The 20,094-nt window shown below is 30.9% G+C and carries 20 protein-coding genes; 7 read left to right on the forward strand and 13 right to left on the reverse strand.

Going from position 1 to position 20,094, the window contains the following annotated elements; genetic code table 11:
- Positions 1-28: 28 nt before the first annotated feature.
- The 9 genes from AAEO58_RS09295 to AAEO58_RS09335 all read right to left on the reverse strand — a co-directional run bounded on the left by AAEO58_RS09295 (position 29) and on the right by AAEO58_RS09335 (position 8,299).
- Positions 29-1,516 (reverse strand): carboxypeptidase regulatory-like domain-containing protein, encoded by a 1,488-nt coding sequence (locus AAEO58_RS09295; RefSeq protein ID WP_341683163.1) that lies wholly within the window; start codon positions 1,514-1,516, stop codon positions 29-31.
- Positions 1,517-1,518: 2 nt separating this feature from the next.
- Positions 1,519-2,949, reverse strand: a complete 1,431-nt coding sequence (locus tag AAEO58_RS09300; protein WP_341683164.1) for a CsgG/HfaB family protein — start codon at positions 2,947-2,949, stop codon at positions 1,519-1,521.
- A gap of 77 nt (positions 2,950-3,026) precedes the next feature.
- A complete protein-coding gene (locus AAEO58_RS09305) occupies positions 3,027-3,464 on the reverse strand; it encodes a curli production assembly/transport component CsgF (RefSeq protein WP_262318449.1) in 438 nt (145 codons plus the stop codon).
- Positions 3,465-3,474: 10 nt separating this feature from the next.
- Positions 3,475-4,200 (reverse strand): CsgE family curli-type amyloid fiber assembly protein, encoded by a 726-nt coding sequence (locus AAEO58_RS09310; protein ID WP_341683165.1) that lies wholly within the window; start codon positions 4,198-4,200, stop codon positions 3,475-3,477.
- Positions 4,197-4,679, reverse strand: coding sequence for a hypothetical protein (locus tag AAEO58_RS09315; protein ID WP_341683166.1), 483 nt, complete (start codon positions 4,677-4,679; stop codon positions 4,197-4,199). The genes AAEO58_RS09310 and AAEO58_RS09315 overlap by 4 nt, the downstream gene beginning before the upstream one ends.
- Positions 4,680-4,817: 138 nt before the next feature.
- A complete protein-coding gene (locus AAEO58_RS09320) occupies positions 4,818-5,636 on the reverse strand; it encodes a hypothetical protein (RefSeq protein ID WP_341683167.1) in 819 nt (272 codons plus the stop codon).
- A gap of 314 nt (positions 5,637-5,950) precedes the next feature.
- Positions 5,951-6,787, reverse strand: coding sequence for an OmpA/MotB family protein (locus AAEO58_RS09325; RefSeq protein ID WP_262318453.1), 837 nt, complete (start codon positions 6,785-6,787; stop codon positions 5,951-5,953).
- A gap of 70 nt (positions 6,788-6,857) precedes the next feature.
- Positions 6,858-7,853, reverse strand: a complete 996-nt coding sequence (locus AAEO58_RS09330) for a glycosyltransferase family 2 protein (protein WP_341683168.1) — start codon at positions 7,851-7,853, stop codon at positions 6,858-6,860.
- Complete coding sequence (locus AAEO58_RS09335) at positions 7,850-8,299, reverse strand: type I restriction enzyme HsdR N-terminal domain-containing protein (protein ID WP_341683169.1); 450 nt, start codon at positions 8,297-8,299, stop codon at positions 7,850-7,852. The genes AAEO58_RS09330 and AAEO58_RS09335 overlap by 4 nt, the downstream gene beginning before the upstream one ends.
- 63 nt (positions 8,300-8,362) lie before the next feature.
- On the opposite strand from AAEO58_RS09335, the gene holA reads away from it, so the two are divergent.
- The 4 genes from holA (at position 8,363) to AAEO58_RS09355 (ending at position 13,640) form a co-directional block, all read left to right on the forward strand.
- Positions 8,363-9,367: a DNA polymerase III subunit delta gene (gene holA / locus AAEO58_RS09340; RefSeq protein ID WP_341683170.1), complete on the forward strand. Its 1,005-nt coding sequence runs from the start codon at positions 8,363-8,365 to the stop codon at positions 9,365-9,367.
- Positions 9,368-9,445: 78 nt separating this feature from the next.
- On the forward strand, positions 9,446-9,628 hold the full coding sequence (locus tag AAEO58_RS09345) for a CAL67264 family membrane protein (RefSeq protein WP_133606598.1): 183 nt from the start codon (positions 9,446-9,448) through the stop codon (positions 9,626-9,628).
- Positions 9,629-9,667: 39 nt separating this feature from the next.
- Complete coding sequence (ettA, locus tag AAEO58_RS09350) at positions 9,668-11,359, forward strand: energy-dependent translational throttle protein EttA (protein ID WP_133606600.1); 1,692 nt, start codon at positions 9,668-9,670, stop codon at positions 11,357-11,359.
- Positions 11,360-11,441: 82 nt separating this feature from the next.
- The gene (locus AAEO58_RS09355) at positions 11,442-13,640 is read left to right on the forward strand and encodes an ATP-binding protein (RefSeq protein WP_341683171.1); all 2,199 of its coding nucleotides are present in this window, start codon (positions 11,442-11,444) and stop codon (positions 13,638-13,640) included.
- A gap of 11 nt (positions 13,641-13,651) precedes the next feature.
- Here AAEO58_RS09355 and AAEO58_RS09360 read toward each other — a convergent pair whose 3' ends face one another.
- Entirely contained in the window at positions 13,652-14,911 is a 1,260-nt protein-coding gene (locus AAEO58_RS09360; protein ID WP_341683172.1) for a DEAD/DEAH box helicase, read from the reverse strand.
- Between the two features lie 76 nt (positions 14,912-14,987).
- Positions 14,988-16,019 carry a formimidoylglutamase gene (locus AAEO58_RS09365; RefSeq protein WP_341683173.1) on the reverse strand — a complete coding sequence of 344 codons (1,032 nt, stop codon included), beginning with the start codon at positions 16,017-16,019 and terminating at the stop codon, positions 14,988-14,990.
- Between the two features lie 118 nt (positions 16,020-16,137).
- On the opposite strand from AAEO58_RS09365, the gene AAEO58_RS09370 reads away from it, so the two are divergent.
- Positions 16,138-17,016, forward strand: a complete 879-nt coding sequence (locus tag AAEO58_RS09370; protein ID WP_341683174.1) for a hypothetical protein — start codon at positions 16,138-16,140, stop codon at positions 17,014-17,016.
- 52 nt (positions 17,017-17,068) lie between these two features.
- Here the strand turns inward: AAEO58_RS09370 and crcB are convergent, their stop codons facing one another.
- Complete coding sequence (gene crcB, locus AAEO58_RS09375) at positions 17,069-17,446, reverse strand: fluoride efflux transporter CrcB (RefSeq protein ID WP_133606611.1); 378 nt, start codon at positions 17,444-17,446, stop codon at positions 17,069-17,071.
- 1 nt (position 17,447) lies between these two features.
- Positions 17,448-18,683 (reverse strand): imidazolonepropionase, encoded by a 1,236-nt coding sequence (gene hutI / locus AAEO58_RS09380; protein ID WP_341683342.1) that lies wholly within the window; start codon positions 18,681-18,683, stop codon positions 17,448-17,450.
- Between the two features lie 71 nt (positions 18,684-18,754).
- Here hutI and corA point away from each other — a divergent pair, with 71 nt between their 5' ends.
- Positions 18,755-19,825 carry a magnesium/cobalt transporter CorA gene (gene corA, locus AAEO58_RS09385; protein ID WP_133606613.1) on the forward strand — a complete coding sequence of 357 codons (1,071 nt, stop codon included), beginning with the start codon at positions 18,755-18,757 and terminating at the stop codon, positions 19,823-19,825.
- Positions 19,826-19,906: 81 nt separating this feature from the next.
- Positions 19,907-20,077: a hypothetical protein gene (locus tag AAEO58_RS09390; protein ID WP_008258162.1), complete on the forward strand. Its 171-nt coding sequence runs from the start codon at positions 19,907-19,909 to the stop codon at positions 20,075-20,077.
- Positions 20,078-20,094 lie beyond the last annotated feature (17 nt).

The following is a 20,094-nucleotide window of genomic DNA, read 5'->3' on the forward strand; positions in this document are numbered from 1 at the left end:
CATTAAGCAGGTCTTTGACCTGCTTTTTTTATTTCCAGTCTGGCATGATGCCATTATCAAATAATTGCAATCTTGAACCTGTTATTCCAATCGAGCATTTAAAAATATTTCTAGCGGATATTCCATCATTTGATGTGCTTACAAAAAGTAATTCGGCTTCGTTTGGAGAATATCGAACTTCTAAATCATTAAATCCTGCAGGTTTTTGAACATTTACTTCTGTTGCTGTATCTGTTAAAAAATCATATTGGAATATTCTTGAATCCAATTGTCGGTAATCAAAACTTTCAAATCCAGTAACATCTCTTGTAAAAACTAATTTGTTATTAGTAACTGATAAATGTAAACCGCTAATTGCTCCCATAGTTCCAGAAATTACATTTTCTACAATTATTCCGTTTGAATTAATTACGTAGACTTCTGTTTCATAACCATATAAATTGTTAACTTTTAACGCAATAATCGAACTATCAATACTCCAATCACATTCTGAAATTAATTTTCCATTGGGTGTTTGAAATATTAATTCTAATCCACTTCCATCAGCATTAATTTTGTAGAGTTTATCAAAATTAGAATAAATCAATTGACTTCCGTTGCTTTTCCAACTAAAATTGTAATAGTCCAAATTAAATCCCGCAGCTGGAATTCCGGCCGTTACTTTAAAAACATCAGAACCATCAGGATTCATGGTATAAATATGAGCTTGTCCGCCTGTGGTTCTCAAAAAAGCAATTTTATTTGCGGGAATATTTTTTCGAGGTCTAAAACTATTGGTTGCATCAGATGTAATTTGTAGTTCATTTCCAACATTGTCAGCAGTAAAAATTACATTGTTGTCAGCAATTTTTCGGGTAAATAGATAACGCGCATTTGGGAATTCTAATGTTCTAAATGATTGTGTTAAGCTATTTACTTCTGGGTTTATTCCATCAGAAACCGAAACTTGCCAAAAATATTTGGTGCTGTAGTTTAAATCTGTTAAAGTGAAAGAATTACTTGTAATTTCTTCATAAACAATAATTTCGTTTGTAATATCATTTCGAAGGGTAATTTTATAAGTTAGTTCATCATCTTCTGGATCTGTTGATTGCCAGGTTAGATTGATACTTAAGCTTAAATTTTCGGCATTATCTAATGGTGTTAAAAGTTCTGGTACAGTAGGTGATTGGTTAATTTCTTCTATAGGTTCTAATTCAAAAACCAATTCTGTTTCTAAATCTTTTAGTACGGTTCCAGCTTCAAATTTGGCAATAAAACCATCTTTTCTAGCTTCAAAAGCATAATCTCCTGTTGGTACGTTTTCTATTGTAAAATATCCATCTTCATCGGTAAAAACAGCACTTGTATTTGGATTTGATGAAACACGAGCATTTTCAATTGGTTCAAATGTAACAGCTTCTACCACACGACCAGTTACTGTTCCAAAACCAGTTTCATCAATAGTTTCTTCCGAACAAGAATAGGAAAGTGAGAGAATTAGGATAAAAAAACTGAATTTATATATTTTGTACATGATTATTTTGTTGAATTTGAAGTTGCTTCAATGGATAAATCTTTTATGTGTTTTTTAATGGCTTTCTCATCATATTTTTTTCGAGGAAAATAATAGTTTACACTGATGAAAAATCGCCAATAATTATCATCTCTAATTCCCGATGTGATGTTATCAATTTTATCAGATTGTGTAAAGTTTATTTCGCCAAGCATGCGAATTCCTAGATTATCAGTTGCTAAATATTCAACACCTGCTCCTGATTGTATTTTAAAATAAGGTGATTCATAACTAGATGTTGCTCCTAAACCTGTTCCGATGTAGAAAAATGGCGTCAATCTATCATAGGGTAAAAAGAGTACTTCAGTATTCAAATCAAACGAAGTGTGAGCATCTTCAAATTTGTTTTTGTTTTTCATCCAAAATAAATTTACAGAAGTATTAATACTAAACGTTGGCATAATAAAATAGCGCATTCCAGCACGTAACGCGGGTTTCAAAACAGCACTCGGATAGTCACCTTGAATTAATGAACCACCAACGTCTAAGTTGATTCCAAATTTTGCTCTACGCTCTTTAAAATAACGCTTGTAAAGTAGTGTTGATTCTGATTCTTCTTTTTCTTTGTTGTATTCGTTTATAACTTCAGTTAATGTTGAAATAGGTGCATTCGCAGCCCAAATATTATCTTGTATTCCCTCTACAATTAAACCTTCAACCGCTTTTTCAATTGCTTCAGTAACGGCCAATTGCAAAGGTTCATTTTTTGTAAAACCTGTTTCAACTTCTAATAATCTTTTAAATTTTACATAGCGAAATAAACTTGCATCTAAAGATTGTGATAAAATGGTTTTAGATACATAAATTGTTTTTAGAATTTTTCCATTTTGGGTAGAAACTAATCGAAGATAAACCGTTACTCGATCTTGTCTATAACTTGTAGAACTTCCGGCACCAAAATAGCGTGCCCCAAAACCACCAGTTATAATATTAGAATCATACGAAACAATTCCGCCTTCCAATAAAACTCCCGCATAGAGTAGTGGAGTAAGTTGTTGATCTTTAGAATTGGGATCTTTTAAATATTCCTGTCGTGTAGATCTAATGATATTTCTTTCTTGTAAAAGATTGGCTAAATTTTCTCGTTCAATTGGAATAAACCAATTTGAATCTTCAAGTGCTTTTATCAAAATTGAAGTTGAACCTTGTGTAACAGCTGTACTAAAATTACTTCCATTGTCGGAAGGTTTATATTGCCCTGTTTGGTCTCTAAATTTATAAACACCTACAACAATTTGTTCTTTTGGTGGTGGTAACGATTTTAATGAAAGAGTTGCAGGAGTTCCTTCTCCATAAGAAGCTTTTTGAACGGTAACTGGCTGATTAAAATAGGCTCCGCAACTACTTAATAGAGTAAATAAACTGCAACCAACTATTTTTGTGCTTGTTTTCATGTGTTTTGTTTTTAGTAAAAAGAACACGTGTAAGCTAAATTTTAATAAACTTTAGGGCAGTTTATGTTTGAAGGAATTTAATTTCTGGGAATAATAACTTGAGTTTCTTCACCTGTGAGAATGTCTAAAATATTGACGACTAAGCCTAAGTTTGACTCGTATAATTCAACGGATAAACTTCCAAAAGTATATACACCATTTTGAGTCCCTGAGCCTGTGCCATCTCCTGATCCAGATGTATTGGAACCAAATTGATTGTCAAAAAGTTCTCTTGATAAATAACTCAATAATTGTGAATTTAAGTTGTCTCTAAAACGTTCTAAATCTGATTGTTGTTCAAAACCATCTTCACCATCTGGGTCTTTTAATAAATTTTGTGACTCGGCTGAACTTAACATCCATTGATAATTGAATGTATCGCCACCAAAAGCGGGGTTTTTTGGTTTATAAACTAAGTTTTGTGCCACTGAAAAACCGATAAAAAAACAAGCGAATAGTGTGATGTACGTTTTCATTTTTATTGTTTTAATATTGTTCGATTCTATTTTTTAGTTTTTCTAAATCTTTGAAGTATTTCTTTGTAATTTGTATGGCTTCTTCGGCTTTTTGAGAAAGAAATTCTTCATTTGGATTTGCAATAAATTCTGAAATTAACTTGTTGTCTATTGTTATTTTAAGAATTGTTGTTCTTCCGATGTTGAGTTGTTCTTCAATTTGTACAATTTGATTTCCTTTTATAGCTTCAGAATTATATTTTGAAAAATATATGTCGTAAAAATCTTTTCCTACTTTAGTTTTGGTATCGTCTGAAACAATGCCAGTAATTTCAAGTTCAGTTTCATTTTTATTTAAAACGTCACTTTTTTTTTCTTCTACAATAATTCGGTCTTTTCCCACCATGACATCATTATCGTCATAAATTAAGAGTAGAATTATAATTTCATCTTTAGTACTTTGATTGATTTTTGTTGTTGAAAGTATTTTTTTCTCATTTGGATTTAACGTAAACTCACCATTTTGAGAATTGTTTGACGTGTTTGTTGTTTGTTTATTTTTTTTAATGACAGATAAAGTGTATGATAAATTTTTTATGCCGTCATCAAGATTTTCAGCTGTTCCTGTAACCGAAACCATTTCTTCAAAATAACTCAATTCTATTTTAGCTTTTACTTCTGTATTCAAAATTTGAGCATGAAGAATTGTACTAAAAAGTAGCGGGAAAATTAGAATATGTAGCTGATTTCGTTTCATCTGTTAATTACGATTACTGATGCGTTATTTCCGTTGATTTGAATTTTTAAATTTTCTGATATTGTGTTACTTCCAAAACTTGTAATTCGGTTGTTATCACCGTTTTGAATGTATTGATTTTCAATTATATTATAATTTCCTATCGACATTTCATGGATTGTATTTCCATTTCCATTTTGAAGAATAAATTCGTTTACTTCTGCTTCAACTCTGTAAATATCTGTCGAATTAAAATGTCCGTTTTGATATACTTGAATGAATGATTGATTGGCAATAATTGTATTTTGATTGTAATTTTGATTTCCAATTTGTGTTATTATAGCACTATTTGTTTGGCTTTGAGAAATTGAAGCGGTTAGTTTATAATCAATAAGATTTTGATTTATTATGGCTATTTCTGTTTGTGAATTTTCTTGCGAAACGACAGTAAAGCCAATTAGCAAAAATATAATGGCGATTATTTTTTTTAGATTTTTCATATGTTAAAACTTCATTTATCATAGGTAACATATGGTATCGCTTGCTTGTATTTGTTATCTCAAACTTTTTTGTTAGCGATTTCATATAATAAAAATGAGACAAGTAAGAAAAGCTCACTTGTCTCATTAATAAAAAAATTAGTTAGATTGATTTACTAAAGAAAGGTTACCAACTCCAGTTTGGTTAACAAAACTCATGTGTAATTGACCAGTTTGATTTGTCCAAGCAGTATTTAACGAACCATCTTGTTGAATGTAAGAGAAATTTCCTTCACCAGCTTGAGTAGTTATAGCTAAATTGCTTTGACCATCTTGATCATGAATTGCCATGTTATCTTCACCTAATTGTAATTGATAAGAAGCATTTCCTTCTCCAACTTGTAGTGCTAATCCCATGTTGCCTTCACCAACTTGCACTTGAGAAGAGTAATTATCTTCACCAAATTGAATTGCGGTTGCACTATTGTCATCACCTAATTGAGTTTGGTCAGCAGTATTATCTTCTCCAATTTGTAAAATGGAAGCAGTATTGTCTAATCCAACTTGTAAAACGTTAGCTTCGTTAGCAATTCCAAATTGAACAACTGTAGAACTATTTCTTCTACCATATTGATCAATATCAGAATCATTTCCTAAACCTACTTGAGTTACATCAGCTTCATTTCTTCTACCGTCTTGATTAACGTTAGAATAATTTGCAATACCTAATTGGTCTACTTTGGCATCATTTCGTCTGCCTAATTGGTCAATTTCTGAACCGTTTAGAATACCAACTTGATCAACTTCTGCTTCATTGAAGCGACCAGTTTGCTCTACATCAGAACCATTTAACAATCCGAATTGGTCTACATTAGACATGTTTCCTAAACCTGTTTGGTTTACTACACTAAGATTGGCTTGTGCAAACATTGCAACTCCAAACAACATCACGGAGATGTTTAAAACAACTTTTTTCATAATTTATATATTTAATTGGTTATTAAATTCAATATAAAATGTGACCAAAGAAGTAGGGAAAGTTGTTTTAATTAATGGCGTTTATCCATTAGTAGTGTGGGGGGCAAAACGTTTATTATTTTTGTCAAAATTATGTAGAATATTTAATTATAAAAACTTTTAGCAGTTAATTTTTTAATTATTTAGCAACTTTTCTACGAATTGTTTAAAATCATAGATGAAGTGCTTATTTTTTTATAAATGTCTGAATAATAAAAGAGTATAAAAAAACACCCCAAATTAATGAGGTGTTTTTTATCGATTTTTTTTGCAATTTATTCCTTAGCTAATGTTTTCATTTCCTTTTCAATCATTTCATAAAATTGATCAATTTTCGGCATAATGATGATACGAGTTCTTCTGTTTTTTGCTCTGTTAGCAGGAGAATCATTTTCCACTAAAGGAATATATGAACTTCTTCCAGCTGGAATTAACTGTTTTGGGCTAACTCCTAATTCTTTATGTAAAACTCTCACAATTGAAGTGGCTCTTTTTACTGATAAATCCCAGTTGTCTAATAATACAGCATTTTTGATTGGCACATTGTCGGTGTGACCTTCTACCATACATTCGAAGTCTGGTTTGCTATTGATTACTTTAGCTACTTTAGCTAAAACACCTTTTGCTTTATCACTTACTTCATAACTTCCCGATTTGAATAATAAATTATCTGCAATCGAAATCATGACAACTCCTTTTTCAACATTGATGTTGATGTCTGGATCGTCGATTCCAACTTCACGTTTTAAACTTGTAACTAAAGCTAATGTAACACTGTCTTTTTTAGTTAAAGCGTCTTGTAAACGTGTTATTTTTAAATCTTTTTCTTTTAAACTTTCTAATGATTTTTCAAGATTTTCAGCCCCTTTTGTAGTCAAAGTGGTTAAATTTCCCATGTTATTGATTAAGTCCGTATTGTTTTTCTTAAGAAAATCAACTTGACTCGCTAACGCTTCTCTTTCCGTTAAACAAGTGTTTAATTTAACCGTTGCGGTGTTTAATAAATCTTGAATCTCTTTGTTTTTAGCCTCTAATTCGGTGAATTTCTTTTTTGAAACACACGAACTTAATGAAATAGCTGCTACTGCGGCGAATAACATTACTCTTCTCATACGATAATTATTTTTTTACAAAATTAAATGGAAATTGTTAAAAAATAGCTTTTTTAAACCTAAACTATTGTTAAAAAAGGTCAGCAAATACCTTGCCATTCTTGACAAAGTAACGATAAACGATACTGTTTATTTTGTAATAATTAGATTTTTGAGTTGTATTACGTTTCTTATAAAATTGAAATACAAGATGATAAAATGTAAAATGTGCTTCAATAATTGCCCAAAAGTGTTTAAATTTTCCTTTCAAAATAAATTGAATCCCCGCTAAACCATCTAAACACAAGCGCATAAAAAGGATTGGAAATAATTGATTTTTCGGTAAATTCTTAGTTAACATCAACAATGAATTTCTGAAATTCAAGAAGGTTTTTCTCGGATTCCCTTCGTTTAGAGTGGCTCCACCAACGTGATAAACGATTGATTTTGAAGTGTATTTCGTTTTGTAACCTAAGTTAAATGCTCTCCAACATAAATCAATTTCTTCTTGATGTGCAAAGAAATCATCATCAAAACCTTTTAATTTGCGATACACTTCTTTTCTAATAAAAAAACAAGCTCCAGTTGCCCAAAAGATTTCGATTTCGTCATCATATTGATTTTTGTCTTCTTCAACCGTGTCAAAAATTCGTCCACGACAAAATGGATAACCAAATTTATCAATAAAACCACCAGCTCCACCAGCGTATTCAAAATGGGTTTTCTTTTTGAAGTCTAATAATTTAGGTTGGATAATCGCAGTTTCGGGTTGCGTTTCGAATATATTTAAAATAGGAGCAAGCCAATTTTCTGTTACTTCAATATCGGAATTGACTAAAGCGTAATATTCTTCTTCAACAAACTTCAATGCTTCATTATAGCCTTTTGCAAAACCAAAATTTCCTGTATTTTGAATGATTTTTAATGAAGGAAATTGGCTTTTAATCACTTCAATAGAAGCATCTGTCGATGCATTATCGGCCACATAAATCGTAGCTTCCTCAGAAAACGCCATTACCGAAGGTAAAAACTGTTCTAATAATTTGGCTCCGTTCCAATTTAATATGACTACTGCTATTTTTTTCATTGATTTGAATATTCAGGAAGTTCTTTCAAGAAAACATATTTTTCGTTTTCAAAATCCATTTGGCAAAAATAATGATTTAGTCCGTTGGTAACCATTAAATATTTAGCTTTCAAAACTAAATTATAACGCGCAATTTGATCAAACGTTTGTTGGGAAATGGGAACTTCTGGAGCTTTGCACTCAATTAATAAAAATATTTCTCCATTTGGTTGAAAAACTACTCCATCATATCGTTTGCTTAAATCGTTAATTTTGATTAATTTCTCAACGTTGATGTAGGATTTCGGATAATTTTTATCTTGTAACAAAAACTGAACTACGTGTTGACGCACCCATTCTTCTGGAGTAAGAAGAATAAATTTTTTTCTAATTTCATCAAAAATAGACACTTTATTTTCACTATTTTTGAACCGAAAGGAATAAACTGGAAAGTTCAACTTTTGCATGAAGCAAAAATAGTTATTTTAAACTAACAGCCAACTGCTACTGAACACTGAATACTTAAAATAATGGATGAAGTAATTCAAATTACAAAAGATATAAAAGCAGGAAACATCAAACCCATTTATTTTTTTATGGGCGAAGAACCCTATTATATTGATAAATTGACCGATTTTATTGAGCAAAATGTGTTGCAAGAACACGAGCGCGATTTTAATCAATCTATTTTGTATGGTAGAGATGTTACGATGGAAGATGTGATTGGTAGTGCTAAACGTTTTCCAATGATGGCTGACCGACAAGTGGTGGTGGTTAGAGAAGCTCAAGAATTATCACGCCATATTGATAAATTAGAAGCGTATGCCGAAAATCCGCAACCTACAACAGTTTTGGTTTTTGCTTACAAATACAAGACATTAGACAAGCGTAAAAAAGTCACTAAACTTTTAGATAAGGTAGGAGTAGTTTACGAAAGTAAAAAGTTGTATGAAAATCAGGTTGGCGATTGGATTAAAAGAGTTTTATCCGGGCAAGGATATAGCATCGAACCTAAAGCAGCCGCTATTTTGGTTGAATTTTTAGGAACCGATTTATCTAAAATCAATAACGAATTAGATAAACTGAAAATTATTTTACCAAAAGGTCACACTTTTACTCCAAAAGACATTGAAGAGAATATCGGTTTTAGTAAAGATTACAACAACTTCGAATTGCGAAAGGCTATTGGTGAAAAAGACCAATTGAAAGCCTACAAAATAATAGATCATTTTTCACAAAATCCAAAGGATAATCCGCTAGTTGTTACAACTGGATTGGTGTTTGGTTTCTTTTCTCAATTATTGCAATATCACGGATTAAAAGACAAATCGCAGTTTAATGCAGCTAAAGTTTTAAAAGTGAGTCCTTATTTTGTAAAAGATTACGAAGTGGCTTTCAGAAATTATCCTATGAAAAAAGTAAGTGCAATTGTAGCTGCTTTGCGCGATATCGATGTAAAAAGTAAAGGAGTTGGTGCTTCATCAATGTCACAACATGATTTATTAAAGGAATTATTGATTAAAATTTTCAATTAATTCAAATGATAAAAAGTTTAAAAATTTGTACCTTCGCAATCCTAAAATTTACAAAACTTTAGTTAAAAATACTTAATTATGGGAATGAATAAAAATACAATATTGGCTTGGGCTACTTTCATTATGATTTTAATGGGATTACTTTTAATTGGATTAGGAATTTACCGTTATGCCGATGTTGCTGGTTGGGGATTTGCAGCTGTTGGAGTTGGTTTCTTTGCCATTGCTTGGGTTTTCAACGCTTTAAAAGGAAGAGTTTAACAATACAATTTTAAAAATTAATAAAACAAACATACCATTATGTCAGACGATAAGAAAGTGATTTTCTCAATGCAAAAATTGAGTAAAACCTATCCGGGAGCAGATAAACAAGTACTAAAAAATATATATTTAAGTTTCTTTTATGGAGCAAAAATTGGTATTCTTGGATTAAATGGTTCAGGAAAATCTTCATTATTAAAAATTATTGCTGGAGTTGATAAAAATTACCAAGGTGATGTAGTTTTTCAACCAGGTTATACTGTTGGATATTTAGAACAAGAACCTCATTTAGATGAAACAAAAACGGTAATTGATATCGTTCGTGAAGGTGCTGCAGAAACGTTTGCTTTATTAGAAGAATTTAATAAAATTAACGACGATTTCGGTTTACCTGAAGTATACGAGAATCCAGAAAGAATGGAAAAACTTATGGATCGTCAGGCTGAATTACAAGATAAAATCGACGCTTCAGGAGCTTGGGAAATTGATAATAAATTGGAAATTGCAATGGACGCGCTTCGTACGCCAGATCCAGAAACACCAATTTCTGTTTTATCAGGTGGAGAAAAACGTCGTGTAGCTTTATGTCGTTTACTTTTACAACAACCAGATGTTTTATTATTAGATGAGCCAACGAATCACTTGGATGCAGAATCGGTTCTTTGGTTAGAACAACATTTGGCACAATATTCAGGAACTGTAATTGCGGTAACGCACGATAGATATTTCTTAGATAATGTTGCAGGTTGGATTTTAGAGTTGGATAGAGGAGAAGGTATTCCATGGAAAGGAAATTATTCTTCTTGGTTAGAACAAAAATCAAACCGTATGGCTCAAGAAGAGAAAGTAGCGTCAAAACGTAGAAAAAATTTAGAGCGTGAGTTAGATTGGGTACGCCAAGGAGCAAAAGGTCGTCAAACCAAACAAAAAGCACGTTTACAGAACTACGATAAATTATTAAACGAAGACCAAAAAGAACTAGACGAAAAATTAGAAATTTATATTCCTAATGGCCCTCGTTTAGGAACCAATGTAATTGAAGCTAAAAATGTTGCTAAGGCATTTGGAGATAAATTACTATATGATGATTTAAATTTTGTTTTGCCACAAGCTGGAATTGTTGGAATTATCGGACCAAATGGTGCTGGTAAATCGACTATTTTCAAAATGATTATGGGTGAACAACAAGCTGATGCTGGTACTTTCGAAATTGGTGATACAGTAAAAATCGCATACGTAGATCAATCGCACTCTAATATTGATCCAAACAAAACCCTTTGGGAAAACTTCTGCGATGGTCAAGAGTTAATTATGATGGGTGGACGTCAAGTAAACTCTCGTGCTTACTTATCTCGCTTTAACTTTGGAGGTGGTGAACAAAACAAAAAAGTTTCAACATTATCTGGTGGAGAGAGAAATAGATTGCACTTAGCCATGACACTAAAAGAAGAAGGAAACGTATTACTTTTAGATGAGCCTACTAATGATTTAGATGTGAACACATTACGTGCTTTAGAAGAAGGTTTAGAAAATTTTGCAGGTTGTGCCGTAATTATTTCGCATGATAGATGGTTTTTAGATAGAGTTTGTACGCACATTTTAGCTTTTGAAGGTGATTCTCAAGTGTATAGCTTTGAAGGAAGTTTTACAGAATATGAAGAAAACAAGCGCAAACGTTTAGGAAAAGATGTAACACCAACTCGTATTAAATACAAAAAATTAACACGATAAACATTTGTTAAAAAATCCTGATTTTGTCAGGATTTTTTTTTATTTTAGTCTTCCTTAAAATCAATCACATTAAAACTGTTAAATGATAACTTTCAAGCGTTTTTATTTTGTTTTATTTTTCTGTTTCAGTTCTGTTTTAGGATTAGCACAGTCAACTAATTCAGCAAATAAAGAAGCAAAAGAATTATTAAATAAAGCAGGTCAAAGTTTTCTGAAGTTAGATTCAAAAAAATCGCTCGATTTTGCTCAAAGAGCACTTATTCTTGCAACAAAAAATAATGACGATTTGTTGGCTTCCAAAGCATACAATTTAATTGGCTTAAATTTTGAAGAATTTGCAGATTACAAAAAAGCAATCGAATTTTATAATAAAGGGCTTATACTAGCTAATAAGGTTGATAATGATACCGTAAAGGGTTGGCTCAACAACAATTTAGGTAATTTGTATTGCTATAGAAAAATTGATTTTAGCAAAGGAATAAAACATTATAAAGAAGGTTTAAGATATTCTATTAAGCATAATGATCAAGATGAAATTATGTTTTCGAAATTAAATATTGGTAGTGCCTATTTTGCTGTTGAAGACTTTAGTAGCGGTATTCAATATTTTAATGACATTAAAGAGTATGTTGAAAAAAGCAACGACATTGAATCTAAAATATCATTAAATTCTAATTTTGGTTTATACTACAATAGTTTAGACAACAATCAAAAAGCGGAAGAATATTATTTAAAAGCGGTTCATTATTGCGAACAGAATGATATCGAATTAATCAAGTCTAATGCAAGTGATGTGTATCATGATATTTCTAATTTTTATTACAAAATTAAAAACTTTGAAAAGGCACATTTTTATCTTTTAAAGCATGATGAATTACAAGACAAAATTTACAATGAAGAACGATTAAATGATGTAAAAGTAGCCGGTTTACAAATAGAACACGATGAAATTAATAGAGAGATTGATCAAATTAAAAAAGAAAAAGAAATCCAACAAGAAAAATTACAAGCCAATCGAGTTTTTGTAATTCTTTTAGGAGTTATCTTTTTCATATTGTTGCTGTTATTACTTTCCTTAATTCGAAATAATAAAATTAAAGCGAAAGCGAATTCCGATTTAAAAGAAGCAAATCGAGAACTATTGATTGCGAAAGAAAAAGCAGAAGAAGCATCACAATTAAAAACGCAGTTTATTTCCACAATTAGTCACGAATTGAGAACACCACTTTATGGAGTTGTCGGAATTACAGATATCATTTTAGATGAACACAAAGAACTTACCAATAGTCCACATTTAAAATCTTTAAAATTTTCAGCTAAGTATTTATTGTCTTTGGTAAATGATATTTTGAAAGTGTATAAAATTGAAGAAAATCAAGTGATTTTAGAAGATATGGTTTTTAATCTTCAAGATGAATTGACTATTATTAAAGATTCGTTGCATTTCTTAGCGATTAAAAACAGTAATCAAATTGATATTAATGTTGATGCGAATATTCCAGAAATTTTAGTTGGAGATAAGATTCGTTTATCACAAATCTTCATTAATTTGATTAGTAACTCTTTAAAGTTTACCAATGAAGGAAATGTTACGGTTAAAGCAGATTTAATTGAAAAAATAGGAACCAAGTGTTATTTGAAATTTCAAGTAATTGATAGCGGAATTGGAATTGCAAAGCAAGATCAGGAAAAAGTATTTGATAAATTTGTGCAAGTCTATCGTAAAGAAGATGATTATCAAGGAACTGGTTTAGGGCTGACAATCGTAAAAAAAATGGTGGAACTTTTCAACGGAACTATTAATTTAGAAAGCGAAGAGAACGTGGGTACAACAATTACGTTCACCATTCCGTTAGAATCAGATGTAACAAAAGTCAAATCGATTATTAATAATTTAGATGTTGATTTATCAATTAAAAAAGAGTATAAAATATTAGTTGTTGAGGATAATAAAATCAATCAAGTTGTTACCAAGAAATTGTTAGAAAACAATCATTTCAAATGTCAAATAGTTGATGATGGTTATGCTGCTTTAGATTTAATTGATAAAGTTAAGTTTGATGCCATTTTAATGGATATTAATATGCCAATCATTAATGGATTTGATACGTCTAAACTAATGCGTCAAAAAGGAATAACAATACCAATTATTGCGGTTACAGCTTTCGATAAGCAAGATATTGCAGATAAAATTATAGACGCTCAAATTGATGAAGTTATTGTAAAACCTTTTGAAAGTCACAAACTTTTTGAAACGATAAAACGATTAGTAGATAAATAAAAAAACGTTGGTTAGTACCAACGTTTTTTGTTTTTCTTAGATGCTTCCGATTTTCTTGAATTGGAATTCGGATTCATTTTATTTTTGTCTTTATTTCTTAAATCTGGTTTTGCATCCGGATTTACTACTTCGTCTTTCCAAGTATAATCGTGATCGGCAACCACTTTAACTTTCATTCGGATTAACTTCTCAATGTCTAACCAATATGGTTTTTCGTCTTTTCCACAAAAAGAAATGGCTAAGCCAGAATTTCCAGCACGACCAGTACGACCAATTCGGTGTACATACGTTTCGGAAATATTTGGAATATCAAAGTTAATTACAAACGGAAGTTGCTCAATATCAATTCCTCTTGCCGCAATATCTGTGGCAACTAAAATATCAATTTCTTTGTTTTTAAATTGTTCTAATACGCGTTGACGTGCATTTTGCGATTTATCTCCGTGAATGGCTTCTGCTTTTATACTCGCTTTCTTCAATACTTTTACAATATTGTCAGCACCGTGTTTTGTTCTTGTAAACACCAAAGCATTACTTAAACTTTCTTGAATAATCAATTGTTTTAAAAGTAAACGCTTGTCATCTTTATTTACAAAATACACTTTTTGTGAAACGTTTTCAGCCGTAGATGAAATAGGTGTTACCGAAATGTATTTTGGACGTGTTAAAAAAGTATCTGCTAATTCTCTAATTGCTAATGGCATTGTCGCCGAAAACAACAACGTTTGTCTGTTACTTGGAGTTAATTTGATAATTTTCTTTACATCATTAATAAATCCCATATCTAACATTTGATCTGCTTCGTCTAGAACCAAATGATGTAAATGATCTAAATCTATAAATCCTTGTTTGTGTAAATCTAAAAGTCTACCTGGAGTTGCAATTAATACGTCAATTCCGTTTTTTAACTCATTCACTTGGGACATTTGATTAACACCACCAAAAATTACTAATGATTTTACATTCGTATATTTTCCGTAGGTTTTAAAACTTTCGTCAATTTGTATTGCTAATTCTCTTGTAGGCGTTACTACTAATGTTCTAATGTGTTTTGCTTTTTTAGCCGAACCTACAATTCTGTGAATTAAATTCAGAATTGGAATAGCAAAAGCGCCTGTTTTTCCTGTTCCAGTTTGTGCACAAGCAACTAAATCTTGTCCTAATAAAATTTCAGGAATGGCTTGTTCTTGAATTGGAGTAGGATTAGTGTATCCTTCTTCTTCTAAAGCTTGTTGTATGTTATTGTATAATTTTAAATCGTTAAATGTCATAAATGAATAAATAATTTTCCTTTCGAATAATTTCGATAAGGGTACAAAGATAGTGTTATTTTAGGGAAGTTGGTTTTTACCCGATTTTAGCCTTCATGAAATCGGTAATTAATGATGCAATTAATTTACCTGTTAAATGGTTGTTTTTAGAATCGTCAAGTTCTGGAGCACCTTCACAAATATGGAAATAAGAAGCATTTTGATTTTTTCCAAAGTAATACACAAAATGACGTGCTTTATCTACACTAAAACCACTCAAAGTCATGGCGCTTGATGGAATATTTGGAATCGCATCTAAATCTAATTCCACACCAAAAGGTTCGTTTTTAATAAAGTTAAGTGCGTTTTCTAATTCGGTTTCGAAGTTTTTTTCACGTTTAACATCAACTTCTTCATAAGTAACATATTTTACTCTCGAAGTTAATTCTTTTAAAGTATTAAAAACACTTTTTGAAACGAAGTTTTCATGTAATCCAAAAACAAAATATTTCTTTAAAAATCCGTCTTCAAAAGCATAACTAAATCCGTTACCTGAATGTCTTCCTTCTAAAATTCTGAAATCGGTGTGCGCATCAAAATTTATTGCATTAACTGGTTTTCCTTTGGCTAAAGCTAAGCCTTTGATGTTCCCGTAAGCGTTGTTGTGTCCACCACCTACGATAATTGGAATTTTGCCTGCATTGCAAATTTGGTGAACAATGTGTGAAACTTCAATATCTAATTGCTCTACTAATTTGAAAAGCTCTTTTCGATGTTCTTTGTTGTTCGCATCTAAAGTTTGTGCTTTTTCTAGAAGCTCCTCTACATTTAATTTACCTAAAACCAGTAAATTACTTCCTTTGCAAAATTTATTGTGTTGAATATTAGCCAAACTTTGTAATGCGCTATCGTAGGCCGAAGCAGCACCAATTCTTCCTAAATTTGCTTTTACACCAATATCCTCTGGTATTCCAAAAAGCACAAATTTAGCTTCACTGTTGGTTATAAAATCCACAATATCAGCATCTTTTGGAACTGTGATGATTTTTTCTCCAAATTTTACTTCGCCACTTCTGTGGTTGGTTATTTTGGCTAATTCGTTTTGGCTTAAAAGTATAATATTCTCCATAAAATTGATAAATGCAATCAAAAGTACTATTTTTAAATAAAATTCGTTTAAAATTTAGAAAATACTTTAAAAATTGTATTTTTGGAAAAACTTAACAATAACCCAACAAAACCAAAAAATGGAAAACAAATCAAATAATTCAGGATTAAAAGCTGCTGTAGTAGTATTGGCACTACTTTTCTTAGGAAGTGTAGGCTATATTTTTAAACTTAATTCTGAAAATAAGGAAACTGTTACAACGCTAACAACTGAAAAAAATACGTTAGCTGAAGAATTAAAAGCAAAAATTGCTGAATATGACACTATGATTGCTGATAATACAGCATTAAAAGACGAATTACAAGCAGAACAAGCTAAAATGGTGGCTTTATTAGAGCAAGTAGAAAAATCGAAAGGTGATACTGCAGCTATGGCAAAGTACAAGAATGAGTATTTCCGTTTAAAAAGAGAAATGGATAATTTAGTAGCTGAAAACAAAGTATTAAAAGAACAAAATGTAGCTTTAACATCAAGTTTAGATAGTACAAATGTGGTTTTATCTGATGCTAAAAAATTCAATGATACTTTATTAACACAAAACGAAGGATTAACAAAAACAGTTGAAAAAGGTTCTAAATTAGCGGTTTTAAACTTAAAAGTTTTAGCAGTTAAACAAAAAGGTTCTGGAAAACAAATTGAAACAGATAAAGCAAGTAGAGCTGATGTTTTAAAAGTAAGTTTTTTAATAGCTGAAAATCAAATTGCCAAAACGGGGTCAAGAGAATATTATGTTCAAATTATTGATAGTAAAAGTAATATTTTAGGAGAAAAGAAAACTGTTCCAACAGGAGATAAAACGTTAACTTATAGCTTTATTTCTACTGTAAAATATGAAAACAAAACAGTTCAGGTAAATGAAGAAGTACCAGGTAAAGATTTTGCTAAAGGAACTTACTTTGTAAACGTATTTGATAAAAATGCTGAATTAGTTTCTAAAACAAGTTTCGAATTGAAATAATCGTTTTATAAAATTTTAAAAGTCCAATGAGAGTAATTTCATTGGACTTTTTTTATAGATATTTTGATAAGTAACTTCCTAATCCAACAGCTGTAATAGTTAAGATTATTGAGCTTGCCATATAGATATAAGCTGTAATTTGGTGGTTATTTTGAAGTAAATTATAGTTTTCTAAAGCAAAACTTGAAAAAGTGGTAAACCCTCCACAAAAACCTACAATCAGTAAAAACTTTAACGGATGATTTTCAGGAAAATATTTTCCTAAATAACCGATGAATAATCCGATTAATAAGCTTCCCAAAATATTAACCAAAAAAGTACTAAGAGGAAACGAACCTTGAAAATATTTTGTGGTAGCCCAATGAGTTACATATCGAAAAATACTTCCAATTGCTCCTCCAATTCCTACTAATAATATTGTTTTTAACATATTAAATAAATTGCCCTTCAATCATTACTTTATCAATTAGATTTGTTCCAAAAGCATATGGCAATTGGTAATAGCTCATAATTGGTTTTGTGATGATAAGATTTGCTTTTTTTCCTTTTGTGATACTTCCGTGAGTTTTTGAAATTCCCATAGCATAAGCTCCGTTGATGGTAGCTGCATTTATTGCTTCTTCTGGCGTCATTTTCATTTTAATACAAGCTGTTGCTACGACAAAATTCATATTTCCAGATGGAGTAGTGCCAGGATTGTAATCGGTTGCTAAAGCTAACGGTAAGCCTGCATTCATCATTTTTCGAGCAGGTGTGTATGGAATGCTTATAAAATAAGAGCAACTTGGCAACGCTACAGGCATTGTTTTGCTATTCTTTAAAACCTCAATATCTTCATCCGTTACAATTTCTAAGTGGTCAACTGATAATGCGCCATTTTCAACACAAGCTTTAATTCCGTCGATAGCGGTGAATTGGTTTACGTGAATTTTTGGTTCTAAACCACATTTTCTTCCTGCTTCCATGATTTTAATGGTTTCTTCAACTGAAAAATATCCAGTTTCAAGGAATGCATCAATATAATCGGCTAAATTTTCGGAAGCTATTTTTGGCAACATTTCGTTTATAATCAAATCGATATAAGCAGCATGATTTTCTTTGTATTCCATAGGAAAAGCATGAGCGCCAAGAAATGTAGCTTTTATCGCAATTGGATAATTTTCTTTTAAACGTTTGATTACACGCAACATTTTCAATTCGCCTTCTACCGTTAATCCATAACCAGATTTAATTTCTACAGCACCAGTTCCTTGTTGCATGACTTCTTCCAAGCGTAGTTTTGATTGCTCGTAAATTTCGTCTTCTGAAGTTTCGTTTAATTTTTTAGCCGAATTTAAAATTCCGCCACCACGATTTGCAATTTCTTCATACGATAAGCCATTAATTCTGTCAACAAATTCTTGAATTCTATTTCCTGCGTAAACGATGTGTGTGTGACTGTCTACCCAAGTTGGTAAAATCACTTGTCCAGTTGCATCAATGATTGCAACATCTGAATGTTTTGGGCAATTTTCCATTGGACCAAAATCGGAAATGATATTGTTTTCGATTACTAAATAGGCATTTTCAATTTTAGGTAATATAGCCATATCTGAACCCGAAATTTTATCAATTCCAGTTTCTCTGATTTGTAATAGTTCTTTTATATTGATGAATAAGGTTTGCATTGAAAAATAAATTTTCGTAAAAATACTTCTCATTTTTAAAAACTCCTATCTTTATATAAAATTTGTTTGTTTTGAGAAAAATAAAATATAAAAAAGGAAGAAAAGTACAGCCAAGTACATTAGAGTATACCGGGATTCATAAAGATACACCAACCGAAATGCAAATGTTTGTGTATAATACTGAGGAAGTTATTGAATTTCAGCAGTGTGAACCACATGATTTAGATACGAATATTGATGATTTAAAAGTGAATTGGATTAATATTCATGGTTTAAACAATCATGCGTTTATAGAAAAAGTGGGTGCGAAGTTTAATGCCGATCATTTTATAATTGGAGATATTTTAAATACTACTAAGCGAACAAGAGTAGAAGAGTATCACAATATCCTATTTTTTAATGTGAAGTCGTTACTGCCTTTAAAATCTTCTGATAATATTAGTGTTGAGCAAATTAGTTTTTTATTGATGGATAATGTTTTGATATCTTTTCAGGAAAAGAGAAGTGATTTTTTTACCCATATTAGAGAACGAATTAGAACGAATTCGGGTGTTGTTAGAACTAAAAAAGCCGATTATTTGTTGTATTTATTGCTAGATGCGATTATCGAAAATTTTTACATTACAATTGAAAGTGAAGAAAATAAAGTAGACGATTTAATAGATTTATCTAAGGAAAATACAAATCCAGAGGTTTTAGCACTAATAGAAAAACATCGCGATAATTTTAACTTTTTGAAACGTTCTATTATTCCGTTACGCGATTCGTTATATTCGATTAAAAGTATCAAAGATGATAACGTTTTTAATGATATCCAACCAGAAAATTTTACGTTTTTCTCAAGATTGCATCAAAAGTGTTTGGAATTACTAGAACAAATTGATTCCGATTTAATTACATTAGACAGTACATCTAATTACTTTTTTTCGGCACAGAATCATAAAATGAATCAAGTAATGAAAACTTTAACGGTGGTTTCTATGTTCTTTTTACCTTTAACTTTCATCGTAGGTGTTTATGGTCAGAACTTTAGGAATTTACCCGAGTTGGAGTGGGAGTATGGCTATTTTATCATTTGGGGAATTATGTTGAGTGTTGTAGCCATGATGTTTGTTTATTTCAAAGTTAAAAAGTGGTTTTAGCTAAAAATAATTAAGATTCTATTGTCAAAAATAAATATTACTATTATCTTTGACGTGAATTCATAAATTCCGGAAAATATTATGTTTGAATTTCAACAGTACCTAGGTTTTTTACTTTTCTTAACCATATTAACTATTGGTTTTTGGTTGATGATATTCTTAGTAGGATTTGTTCACTATTGGTTGGGCGGAGCTATCATGGAATTGATTAAAGAGAAAAGAGCTAAAAGACAAGCTGAATTAGAAGGATAATTTTCTTTTAATTTTAA

Source organism: Flavobacterium helocola (genome assembly GCF_038289885.1).
GTDB classification, from domain to species: Bacteria; Bacteroidota; Bacteroidia; order Flavobacteriales; family Flavobacteriaceae; genus Flavobacterium; species Flavobacterium cheniae.